9 protein-coding genes are annotated in these 12,731 nt (G+C 35.1%); 7 read left to right on the top strand and 2 right to left on the bottom strand.

Translation table 11 applies throughout. The features are described 5' to 3' along the window. Positions 1–44 precede the first annotated feature (44 nt). The 5 genes from ACMDB5_RS03695 to ACMDB5_RS03675 all read left to right on the top strand — a co-directional run bounded on the left by ACMDB5_RS03695 (position 45) and on the right by ACMDB5_RS03675 (position 6,747). Positions 45–1,004, top strand: coding sequence for a YjgN family protein (locus ACMDB5_RS03695; protein WP_413999672.1), 960 nt, complete (start codon positions 45–47; stop codon positions 1,002–1,004). Positions 1,005–1,011: 7 nt separating this feature from the next. Then, positions 1,012–2,076 carry a M48 family metallopeptidase gene (locus ACMDB5_RS03690; protein ID WP_413999671.1) on the top strand — a complete coding sequence of 355 codons (1,065 nt, stop codon included), beginning with the start codon at positions 1,012–1,014 and terminating at the stop codon, positions 2,074–2,076. A gap of 181 nt (positions 2,077–2,257) precedes the next feature. Beyond that, on the top strand, positions 2,258–3,118 hold the full coding sequence (locus ACMDB5_RS03685) for an MBL fold metallo-hydrolase (RefSeq protein WP_413999670.1): 861 nt from the start codon (positions 2,258–2,260) through the stop codon (positions 3,116–3,118). Between the two features lie 68 nt (positions 3,119–3,186). Next, entirely contained in the window at positions 3,187–4,812 is a 1,626-nt protein-coding gene (locus ACMDB5_RS03680) for a S8 family peptidase (RefSeq protein WP_413999669.1), read from the top strand. Between the two features lie 60 nt (positions 4,813–4,872). Next, positions 4,873–6,747, top strand: a complete 1,875-nt coding sequence (locus ACMDB5_RS03675) for a M1 family metallopeptidase (protein ID WP_414000354.1) — start codon at positions 4,873–4,875, stop codon at positions 6,745–6,747. A 72-nt stretch (positions 6,748–6,819) separates the two neighbouring features. Here ACMDB5_RS03675 and ACMDB5_RS03670 read toward each other — a convergent pair whose 3' ends face one another. Further along, entirely contained in the window at positions 6,820–7,758 is a 939-nt protein-coding gene (locus tag ACMDB5_RS03670) for an L-threonine 3-dehydrogenase (RefSeq protein WP_413999668.1), read from the bottom strand. Positions 7,759–8,067: 309 nt separating this feature from the next. Between ACMDB5_RS03670 and ACMDB5_RS03665 the strand changes: the two genes are divergently transcribed. Next, positions 8,068–8,670, top strand: coding sequence for a hypothetical protein (locus ACMDB5_RS03665; protein ID WP_413999667.1), 603 nt, complete (start codon positions 8,068–8,070; stop codon positions 8,668–8,670). Next, the gene (gene mfd, locus ACMDB5_RS03660; protein ID WP_413999666.1) at positions 8,663–12,031 is read left to right on the top strand and encodes a transcription-repair coupling factor; all 3,369 of its coding nucleotides are present in this window, start codon (positions 8,663–8,665) and stop codon (positions 12,029–12,031) included. The genes ACMDB5_RS03665 and mfd overlap by 8 nt, the downstream gene beginning before the upstream one ends. A 43-nt stretch (positions 12,032–12,074) precedes the next feature. Here mfd and ACMDB5_RS03655 read toward each other — a convergent pair whose 3' ends face one another. Next, the gene (locus ACMDB5_RS03655; RefSeq protein WP_413999665.1) at positions 12,075–12,683 is read right to left on the bottom strand and encodes a transposase; all 609 of its coding nucleotides are present in this window, start codon (positions 12,681–12,683) and stop codon (positions 12,075–12,077) included. Positions 12,684–12,731 lie beyond the last annotated feature (48 nt).

Here is a 12,731-nt window from a genome sequence, read left to right as displayed (position 1 = left end):
AAATTACTTTTATCGATTATTAACAAGAAATAACACTATAAAACATGAATGAACCGTTATCTAGCCCAAAAAACTATAAAATAGATTTTCACGGAAATGGGAGTGACTTTTTTGGAGTCATTATTGTCAATTGGCTTCTAACAATTGTTACCCTTGGATTTTACTATCCATGGGCAAAAGCAAAACGCCTTCAGTTTCTTTATGGAGGGACATCATTAAATGGAGATTCATTTTCTTTTCATGGAACAGGGAAAGAGATGTTTAAAGGTTTTTTAAAAGCTATTTTAATATTCATCACTCTTTATGGTATGTTGCTTTTGTTTATATATTTAAAAATACCGTTTGTGGGTTTACTATTGTTTTACCTTGGATTTATAGCAATTTTACCTTTAGCAATTCACGGTTCCTATAGATATAGAATGTCAAGGACGTCTTGGCGAGGGATCCGTTTTGGATATAGAGGAGATAGAAACGAACTTACCAAAAACTTCTTTAAATGGATTTTTTTTACAATTATTTCTATTGGTCTTTACGGTTCATGGATGTCCATTAATCTAAGAAAATATCTTTTGAATAATGTTAGATTTGGTGAAATCGAACTGAATTATGAAGGAGACGGCGGAGATTATTTTATGTTAAATCTTAAAGGCTATTTCTTAACGGTATTTACACTTGGTATTTATGCTTTTTGGTGGCAAAAAGATCTTTTCGATTATTATATAGATAACTTAAGTTTAAATAAAGGCAAAGAAGAAATTAAATTAAATTCTACTGTAACTGGAGGTGGTTTTTTAAAATTAGCTTTTGTTAACATATTTATTATCATCGGTACACTTGGACTTGGATATGCATGGGTAGTTACAAGGACAATGAAATATATTTTTAATAATATTGAATTAGAGGGTAATATTGATTTAGATTCGATACAACAAACAGAAGGAAACTACAAAGACGCTACTGGTGAGGATATCAGTGATTTCTTGGATTTAGATTTTGTAATGTAATACCATTATGTGTAAAACAATTGGGGTTTTTTATGATGGGAATTCTTCGGTTCCTCAACAAATAGAGTTGTCTTTAGATAAAGGAACTTCTATATTTTATTTTGAATCACCTAAAGATAGTCCTGTTAAATGGAGATTAGAGTCCGTTTCTTTTGAGAAAAAAAGCGGAGCTCTTTATCTTCAATATGGAGATGATCCTGTTCAAAGTATTGTTATAAAAGATTTAGTTTTTATTCAAGAAATAACTCTTTTTAGAAAAAACAATGGTCATGTAGACTGGTATCATAAATTATTGGATTTAGGATTAACTTCTCATGCAATTTTTACTTTGTTTATTATGGTATTTATAGGGCTTTCTTATGTATATGCCATTCCTTGGGTAGCAGAAAAATCGGTGGTTTTGATACCAGAGGATTATGATGATAAATTAGGAAGTAATTTTTTTGAAGAGAATATGCTTTTTAACTCCGTTGATTCGGCTAAGACGGAGGCTCTAAATTTATTTGCAAAGGAATTAAAATTGAAAAACACCAAGCCGATAAAGTTTACAGTTGTCGATTCGGATATTGTTAATGCTTTTGCACTTCCTGACGGAAATATCGTTGTTTATAAAGGGATATTGGACGAGATGAAGAGCTATGAAGAGTTGGTAGCTTTAATTGGTCACGAAGTGGCTCATGTCAATAATAGACATTCTATCAAAGCAATTTGTAGGAGTTTGTCAGGTTATTTATTCGTTTCTGCAATTTTAGGAGATGCAAATGGTATTATGACAACAATTGGGGATAATGTAAACAGTTTACAATCTCTTTCTTTTTCTAGAGAGTTTGAACATCAGGCAGATTTAGATGGCTTTGAGATTTTGGTTTCTAATGGAGTCAATCCGCAAGGCATGTCTGATTTATTCAAGCGACTACAGCACCAAAATGCGATTGTGATTCCGGAGTTTCTAAGTTCGCATCCTTTGACGAAAGAAAGAATAAGTTATATCGATGAAATAATAAAAACAAAATCTTTCAAGTTTAAAACGAACAGTAGATTAGAAAGTATTTTTGAAAAACTAAAGAAGTAGAACGACTAAAAAACAAATTACATTTTTTTAAGCTATTTCTTATTATTAGAGATTTTTTTACTGTTTATTCTGTGTGTGAAGGGTTTTAATTTCAAGATTCAATAATAAAGCAACTAATTAAGGGAGTTTTATTATTGAATCTTTTATATTTGATGATAATTTAGTTTTAAAGTACAATAAGATGAAACTCTATCCTATAGAAACAGGGAATTTTAAACTCGATGGTGGCGCCATGTTTGGTGTGGTACCCAAAACCATTTGGAATAAAACCAATCCGGCCGACTCCAATAATCTAATTGGTATCGCAGCAAGATGTTTACTCATTGAAGATGAAAATCGGTTGATTCTTATTGATACCGGAATGGGGAACAAACAATCGGAGAAATTTTTTGGCTATTATTCACTTTGGGGAAGCCATTCGATGGACAAATCTTTGGCTAAATACGGTTTTCATCGCGATGATATTACCGATGTTTTTATGACGCATTTGCATTTTGACCATTGTGGTGGAAGTGTACAATGGAACAAGGACAAAACAGCTTACGAGCCAGCTTTTAAAAATGCCAAGTTTTGGAGCAATGACAGCCACTGGGAATGGGCAACAAAACCCAATCCTAGAGAAAAAGCTTCTTTTTTGTCCGAAAACATTTTGCCTATGCAAGAAAGCGGACAATTGAATTTTATCAAAAGACCCGAAGGCGATTTTCTGGAACAATCAGAACTGGGCTTTGGCATATTCTTTGCCGATGGACATACCGAAAAACAGATGATTCCACACATTCAATACAAAGACAAAACGATTGTTTTCTGTGCTGATTTATTGGCTACAGCCGGACACATTCCGGTTCCTTATGTGATGGGATATGATACGAGACCTTTATTAACGATGCCTGAGAAAACTAAATTCCTGAATGCCGCAGCCGATAATAATTACTATTTATTCTTGGAGCATGATGCGCATAATGAAATTATAACGGTACAACATACCGAAAAAGGTGTACGATTGAAAGCCGTTTTTAGCTGTGAGGAAATCTTAAGATAGTGTTAATCGCTTTTATTTTGTAACAAAAACATATACTTTAGACCAATATTTTAAAAATAAATAATTAAATGAATAATATTAAACCTCTTTATTTATCAGTTTTCGCCACCTTGGTTTTAGCAGGTTGTGGTGCTCAGAAACAAGTATCAGAAACAAGTACATTAGCGGTTATCAGCGCTCCTTTGAATATTAAAAAAGTAGCTCCGTTAAAAGAAATTGAGCTAAAACGTTGGAGTCATTTGGATATTGTAAAAGATACGATTCCGGGAATGAGTGTCGATAGAGCTTATGCAGAGCTATTGAAAAACAAAAAAGGAGTTAAAGTAATTGTTGGAATTGTAGATTCGGGTGTTGATATTGAACACGAAGATCTAAAGTCAGTAGTTTGGACTAACCCAAAAGAGATTCCTGGAAATGGAATTGATGATGATAATAATGGCTATGTAGATGATATTCATGGTTGGAATTTCCTAGGAGATATTACCAAAGAGAATCTGGAATACGAAAGAATCATCAAAAATAAGAATTTGGCCGATGAGGTTACTTATCAGGCAGCGAAGAAATTTGCTGATAAAAAAATAGCCGAAGCATCGGGAGGAAAAGCCCGCATGGAAGGAATGCTTGAAATGATTACTGCTGGTGATGCCACTTTGGCAAAACATTTTGGCAAACCGGCTTATTCAGCTGAGGAAGTAAATGCCATTGTATCGCAAGAGCCTGAAGTACAAAAAAGCAAGGCGGCAATCCAACAAATGCTTTCTTTTGGAATGCCTATAGCTGAGCTAAAAGTGGCTGTTCAAAAAGAATTGGATGATCTTAATTTGCTTTTAAAAGGAGATAACCTAAAAAAAGATTACAGAAAAGTACTGGGAGATAATCCAGAAGATATAACTGACACAAAGTACGGAAACAATAACGTTATTGGGCCAGACAAAGATGAAGCACTTCACGGAACTCACGTTGCAGGAATCGTAGCTCAAAGTAGAGACAATTCAATTGGTGGGGATGGTGTTGCTAGTAATGTTGAAATTTTGACTGTTCGCGCCGTCCCAGATGGTGATGAGTATGATAAAGACATTGCTCTTGGAATTCGTTATGCAGTAGATAATGGTGCAAAAGTAATCAACGGAAGTTTTGGAAAAAGTTTCTCTCCTCATAAACAATGGGTTTATGATGCGATTAAATATGCTGAAAAGAAAGACGTACTAATTGTTCATGCAGCAGGAAATGATGCAAAAGACATCGACTACAATGATAATTTCCCAAGCGATTCTGATGATAAAATAAATGAATTTGCCGATAATATGATTACCATTGGTGCTTTAAATTTTGAATACGGAGATAAAGTTGTGGCTGATTTTTCAAATATCGGTAAAGTGAATGTGGATGTTTTTGCTCCGGGAGTAAAAATTTATGCTACAACACCAAAAGATGCTTACCAATATTTACAAGGAACTTCAATGGCCGCACCAAACGTTGCTGGAGTTGCAGCCTTAATTCGTTCTTATTATCCAAAATTATCAGCCTCACAGGTAAAACATATTTTGATGGATTCAGGAGTAGCAATCACAACTGATGTTGTAGTAGGTGGAAATCCAAAAGACAGCCGTTCTTTTGCTGCTTTATCTAAATCAGGAAAAATGGTGAACGCATACAATGCTTTATTGATGGCTGAGAAAATGTCTAAAAAATAAACTTAATAATTCTAATCCAATGGAAGGACGATTGTCCTTCCATTTTTTATTTGCAAAATGATGAAAAAACTGCTTTTACTTTCAATTATTACGCTTAATCTGGGTTCTATTTATGCCCAAAGCTCTACTTATTGGCAACAGCATGTCGATTATAAAATGGATGTTGTCATGGATGTGAAAAACTACCAATACAAAGGAAAACAGGAATTGGTTTACACCAATAATTCGCCTGACACCTTAAGAAAAGTCTATTATCATTTGTTTAATAATGCATTTCAGCCGGGAAGTGAAATGGATGCCAGATTGCACTCCATTAAAGATCCAGACGCAAGAATGGTAAACAAAGTAAATGTTGACGGTAAAGAGGTAAAAGTGAGCCGAATTGAAACTTTAAAACCAAATGAAATCGGCTACCTTAAGATTACTAATTTTAAGCAAGATGGCGTTGCTGCTACTACAAAAACTGTAGGAACTATTCTTGAAGTTACTTTGGCTAAGCCTATATTACCAAATTCAAAAACAACTTTCACACTTGATTTTGATGGACAAGTTCCAGTGCAAATTCGCCGTTCCGGAAGAAATAATTCCGAAGGTATAGCATTCTCAATGTCGCAATGGTATCCGAAATTAGCCGAATTTGATTTCGAAGGTTGGCACGCTGATCCGTACATTGCCAGAGAATTTCATGGGGTGTGGGGAAATTTTGATGTGAAGATTACAATCGATAAAGAATATACTTTAGGAGGTTCGGGTTATTTGCAAAATCAAAACGAAATTGGTCATGGATACCAAGATGCTGGAGTTACCGTTACTTATCCAAAGAAAACTAAAAATCTGACTTGGCATTTTATCGCACCTATGGTTCATGATTTTACTTGGGCAGCTGATAAAGACTACATCCATGATGTGGTAAAGGGACCTAACAATGTTGATTTGCATTTCTTGTATAAAAACAATCCAAAGATAATTGAGAACTGGAAAAAACTACAGCCGTTAATGGTTAATATGTTGGATTTTTTCAATAAAAACATAGGTGATTATCCATACAAACAATACTCTTTTATACAAGGTGGCGATGGCGGAATGGAGTATGCCATGTGTACATTGATGTTAGGAAACGGTACTCTTGCGGGGATTTACGGTACTGCAACACACGAGTTAGCACATGCTTGGTTTCAACATGTTTTAGCTTCAAACGAATCAAAACATCCTTGGATGGACGAAGGTTTTACAACCTATGTTCAAGATTGGGGAGAAAATGAATTGTCAGACAAAAAAGTTGAAAATCCATTCAAAGGAAATTACAACGCTTATTATAAATTAATAGAGTCTGGCAAAGAACAACCACAAGGTACCCATGGAGATCGTTATGATGAAAATAGACCTTACAGTACTTCTTCTTATGTAAAAGGAAGTATCTTTTTGTCTCAATTGGGTTATTTGATCGGACAGGATAAATTAGCAGAAACAATAAAGAGATATTATCACGATTTCAAGTTCAAACATCCTACGCCTAATGATATCAAAAGAACGGCTGAACGTGTTTCTGGCGCAAATTTAGATTGGTATTTGATGGATTGGACTCAAACGACCAATACTATCGATTATGGAATTACAGCTGTAAAAGAAAATGGGGATAAAGCTACAGTTAGCCTAGAAAGAATTGGCAGAATGCCAATGCCTATTGATTTGTTAGTTGAATATACCGACGGAAGTAAGGAAAGTTTTTACATTCCTTTGCGAATGATGAGTTTTGAGAAGGAAAATCCAAATCCGGCAGTGAAAAGAACAGTTCTAAACGATTGGGCTTGGGCTGCCTCAAATTATGATTTTACTATCGCTAAGCCGAAAAATACAATTAAGAAAATCACTATTGATCCAAGTGGATTAATGGCTGATGTTAAGCAAACGAATAATGTTTATGAAGTAAAATAAATCTTCATTAGAAGTCAAAAAAAAGTCTAGTTTCAAAAACTAGACTTTTTTTTTGGTATTTACTTTTTTGGATTATTTCAAATGCTCTAACATATCCGTTGTCATAGATTCTAGATCAAATTTGTGATTCCAATTCCAATCTTCTCTGGCGCTACTGTCATCAATGCTTGCAGGCCAGCTGTCGGCAATTTTTTGACGGAAATCCGGCTCGTAAGTGATTGTAAATTCAGGGATGTGTTTTTTGATCTCGGCAGCAATTTCTGTCGGGGTAAAACTCATCGCGGCCAAGTTGTATGAAGAGCGTATTTTAATTTTTTCTTCCGGAGCCTGCATAATGCTTATCGTTGCATTAATAGCATCGTCCATGTACATCATTGGCATTTTAGTTTCCGATGATAAGAAACATTCGTATTTTTTATCGGCTAATGCTTTGTGGAAAATATCAACAGCATAATCTGTTGTTCCGCCACCAGGAGGCGATGACCAGCTTATTAAACCCGGATATCTGATGCTTCGTACATCTACTCCAAAAATGTTATGGTAATACTCACACCATCTTTCACCAGCTTGCTTGCTGATTCCATAAACCGTTGAAGGTTCCATAACGGTATATTGTGGCGTGTTTTCTTTTGGAGTTGTAGGTCCAAAAACAGCGATGCTCGATGGCCAGAATATTTTTTTGATCTTTCCGGCTTTTGCCAAATTTAAAACGTGGAACAAGGAATTCATGTTCAAATCCCAGGCAAAGGCAGGGTTTTTTTCGGCTGTAGCCGATAATAAGGCCGCCATTAAATAAACATCAGTTATTTGATGTTCTTCAACAAGATGCTCAATCTGGTTAAAATCTAAGGCGTTTACGACCTCAAAAGGACCAGAATTTACAACATCAGTATTCAATTTTCGGATATCAGAAGCAATTACATTTTCTGTTCCGTATATTTTTCTTAGAGAATGGGTCAGTTCTGTGCCTATCTGCCCGCAAGCACCTATAATTAATATTTTTGGATTCATCTTGGATATTTTTTGTAGTGCAAATATACTATTTTCAAAAATAATTATTAGTATCAAACTAGAGTTTAAAAATCTAAAGAAAGGCAAGCCCAAAGCCCATTCGCATTTGAGTATCTAATGATGAAAAGCTTATGTCTAACTTTGGTTTGCAATTCGCATTTTGCAATCTGTAATTATAAATTTACTTTGTAACTTTGCGTTTCAATGGGATTCAAAATGAAAGAAATATAAAAAGAAATTTGAAGCCATCACTGGTGATGAGATGCGAATAAAAGGAGTGACCATTGAAAAAATAATAAATAACTACAAATGAAATATAAATTATCATACTTTCTTTTCTTGATTGTCTTACTTTCTTCATGCAAAGACGAAAATCAAAAAAGGCTGTCCGACAATCAAAAAAACGCTGAAAAGAGAGAAGTTGTTTTCTCTAAAATTAAGAAAGGCTGGGTTTTTAACGATACGCCAATTAATACCGCAACAGAAGGCAGCGTGACTACTTGGAATGAGTTACGCCTTTTTTTAGCTGAACTTGCTCAAAAACCTAAAAAAAGCATTGAGGCATTTCAAGAAAAATCGGCAGCGATTTCTAAAAAAGCAATGGCTTTGAATGATAATGTTCCGGCTGAGTTTAACAAACCACAAATAAAAAGCCGAATTGCCACATTGATTACTAAGGTGCGTCTGTTGGATTTATTCATTCATTTGGATAATATTCCTGCCGAAAAAGTGGTTCAATTAGTTGCCGAAATTAACCTTGAATTGATATCATTGGAAAGACAAATGGATAAAATTGTAACGAAAAACAAAATTCCTTTGGAACAAGGCGAATCTGAATTGATGAAAATGATGGATACCGCAAGAGCGATTCCAAACCTAAAAATAGACCCAAATTTGCCTCGAGTTGAGTAAAGCAGCCTTATATAAAACCTACGATTCTTCGCCTAAAATCTTGCAGATTGCAAGTCGTTTGCAGGAAAATAACCAACAAAAAGTACATCTTAACGGTTTGTTGGGATCGGCAGCCTCATTTGTAATTCGGTCGTTGTTTAAGAAAACAGAACATCCTTTTTTGATTATTTTAAATAACAAAGAAGAAGCCGCTTACTATTTGAATGATTTGGAACAATTGGTTGGTGAACAGGATGTCTTGTTCTATCCCGGTTCTTTTCGCCGTCCGTATCAAATTGAAGAGACAGATAACGCCAATGTTTTGCTTCGCGCCGAAGTTTTGAACAGAATTAATTCCCGAAAAAAACCGGCGATTATTGTCAGTTATCCGGAAGCTTTGTTCGAAAAAGTGGTGACGCGCAGAGATTTGGACAAAAACACGCTAAAAGTTGCTGTTGGCGACAAAATATCGATTGATTTCATCAACGAAGTTTTATTTGAATATGAATTCAAAAGAGTGGATTTTATCACAGAACCCGGAGAATTTTCGGTTCGTGGAGGAATTGTCGATGTGTTTTCTTTTTCAAATGATAATCCGTACCGAATTGAATTTTTTGGTGATGAGGTTGAAAGTATTCGAAGTTTTGATGTGGCAACCCAATTGTCTATAGAAAAACAGAAGAAAATTACGATAATTCCAAATGTAGAAAACAAAATTTTTCAGGAAAACCGAGAAAGTTTCTTGGATTATATTTCGGAGCGAACGATAATTTTTATTCAAAATACCGAGGATTTATTATCACAATTGGACAAGCAATTTGCCAAAGCCGAAGAAGCTTTCGAAAAATTATCCAAAGATATTAAGCATGCTGCGCCAGAACAATTATTCCTTAATCAAACCGCTTTTGTAAAAAGAGCTTTGGATTTTTCGATTGTGGAATTGAGTTCGAAACCGATTTTTAGAATTACTCAGAAATTCGATTTTCATATTAAACCACAGCCGTCTTTTAACAAGCAATTTGATTTGTTGTTGAATGATTTGAATGAAAATCATTTCAATGGCTTCAAGAACTATTTGTTTTGTTCTAATGAAGCTCAGGCGAAACGATTTCACGATATTTTCGAAACTTTGGATGAAGCTAATTCGGAGAATATCAGAAAACAATATAATACGATTGTTTTGCCCTTGTATCAGGGTTTTATAGATGAAGAAAATCAACTTACTTGTTATACGGATCACCAAATTTTTGAACGTTATCATAAATTTAGCATCAAAAATGGTTATTCCAAAAAGCAAAATATAACGTTAAAAGAGCTGACAACACTTTCAGTTGGTGATTATGTAACACACATAGATCACGGAATTGGACGATTCGGCGGTTTGCAAAAAATACAAGTTGAAGGCAAAACGCAGGAAACCATAAAACTCGTTTATGCCGACAACGACATTGTGTATGTGAGTATTCATTCGCTTCACAAAATATCAAAATACAACGGCAAGGACGGAACGCCTCCCAAAATTTACAAATTGGGATCGAATGCCTGGAAAGTTTTAAAACAAAAGACCAAGGCAAGAGTCAAACATATTGCTTTCAATTTGATTCAGTTGTACGCTAAAAGGCGTTTGGATAAAGGATTCCAGTTTGCGCCCGACAGTTATTTGCAAAATGAATTGGAAAGTTCTTTTATTTACGAAGACACGCCGGATCAGACTAAATCGACTCAGGAGGTAAAAGCCGATATGGAAAGTGACCGTCCGATGGATCGTTTGGTTTGTGGAGATGTAGGTTTTGGTAAAACAGAAGTCGCCATTCGCGCCGCTTTCAAGGCCGTGGATAACAGTAAACAAGTTGCCGTTTTGGTTCCTACAACTATTCTGGCATACCAACATTATAGAACTTTTACCGAAAGATTAAAAGATATGCCCGTTTCTATTGGTTATTTAAACCGATTTAGAACGGCGAAACAAAAGGCAGAAACCTTAAAAGATTTAGCCGATGGGAAGCTGGATATTGTCATTGGAACCCATCAATTAGTCAACAAAAATGTCGTTTTCAAGGATCTCGGCTTACTGATTGTTGATGAGGAACAAAAGTTCGGAGTAAACGTAAAAGACAAGCTCAAAACTATTGCGGCCAATGTAGATACGCTGACTTTGACAGCAACGCCTATCCCGAGAACCTTACAGTTTTCGCTGATGGCAGCACGAGATTTATCGGTAATTACAACACCACCGCCTAACAGATATCCTATTGAAACCAATGTGGTTGGTTTTAGCGAAGAGTTAATTCGAGATGCGATTTCGTATGAGATTCAGCGAAACGGACAGGTTTTCTTTATCAATAATAGGATAGAGAATATCAAGGAAGTAGCCGGAATGATTCAGCGTTTGGTTCCTAATGCGCGAGTTGGAATTGGTCACGGCCAAATGGACGGGAAAAAACTCGAAGAGTTAATGTTGGCCTTCATGAACGGCGAGTTTGATGTTTTGGTGGCAACCACGATTATCGAAAGCGGATTGGATGTTCCAAATGCCAACACGATTTTTATCAATAACGCCAATAATTTTGGTTTGTCTGATTTGCATCAAATGAGAGGACGTGTGGGACGAAGCAACAAAAAAGCGTTTTGTTATTTCATTTGTCCGCCTTATTCGGCGATGACCGATGACGCAAGGAAAAGAATTCAGGCTTTGGAACAATTCAGCGAATTGGGAAGCGGTTTTAATATTGCGATGAAGGATTTGGAAATTCGTGGAGCAGGAGATTTATTGGGAGGTGAGCAAAGTGGTTTTATCAACGAAATAGGTTTTGATACCTATCAAAAAATCATGAATGAAGCCATCGAGGAATTGAAAGAAAACGAATTCAAAGATTTATATCCGGAGGAAAATAATATTGAAACCAAAGAATACGTAAAAGACCTGCAAATAGACACCGATTTTGAATTATTGTTTTCGGACGAATACATCAATAATGTTTCGGAACGATTGAGTTTGTACAACGAATTGGGTGCCGTGAAAAACGAAGAAGAACTTATCATTTTCCAAAATAAATTGATTGACCGTTTTGGTCCTATGCCACCACGAGCGAATGCTTTAATGAATAGTATCCGCATTAAATGGATTGCAACTCGAATTGGAATTGAGAAGTTGGTTATGAAAAAAGGCAAAATGATAGGCTATTTTGTGTCCGATCAACAATCGGATTATTACCAGTCAAACCGTTTTCGTGAGGTGTTGCAGTTTGTTCAAAAACACAATACTATCTGTAAGATGAAAGAAAAACAAACCGCAAATGGCTTACGCTTATTATTGACTTTTGAAAATGTAAAATCAACAAGAAGAGCATTGGAATTGATGGAGTTGTTGGGAGGGAAATAAGAATAATTTAAAGCTTCCAGCCTTTTAAAGGCTGGAAGCTTTGTTACTCCATGATTAGATCTTCAATTTCATCTAAATTTTGGTTAATGGTATGGTAATATTTAAAGTTTTCCAAATCATTAAACGATTCTATAATTTTATCTCTTTGTAATTTGGTCTTTTGGGTTGAAATAACTGTTCTGTAAGAAGTCCAAGGATATTCTATAATGTTTTCCGTAAACTTATGATGAACAGGGTTATTGTGGATATAAAAAACAAGTTTTTTAAAATAAGCTTCAGAAGTAACTACTTTTCTCCTAAAATTTTTCTCAAATAAACTACCGGTCCTTTTATATCGCTTATTCATCGCTAAAGTATAAGCGTTGAACAAATTTGAAAACTGTTTTGAAGCACTTACCGTTTTTGGTTTATCAGTTGATGAGTATTCTAATTTTGTAACATCAATCTCTTCGGTTTCTTTGATGTAAACCAGAATGTGAAAATGATTTTTCATCAAACACCAAGCATAAGTTTCGGCTATTGGGTCAATGTATTTCTCGTATAACCTTAAAAAATGATTGTAGTTTTCAATTTCAAAAAACAAATCAATTCCATTATTACCTCTATTATAAATGTGATAGTATTTACCGTTTTCAAGGGGAATTGGATTCATAAGAGTTAGTTTTTAAAGTTTCCGACCTTTGACAAAGCTTCCAGCCTT

This window comes from Flavobacterium sp. W1B (genome assembly GCF_047344965.1).
Classification (GTDB): Bacteria; Bacteroidota; Bacteroidia; order Flavobacteriales; family Flavobacteriaceae; genus Flavobacterium.
This window is presented reverse-complemented; position numbering and strand designations above follow the sequence as displayed.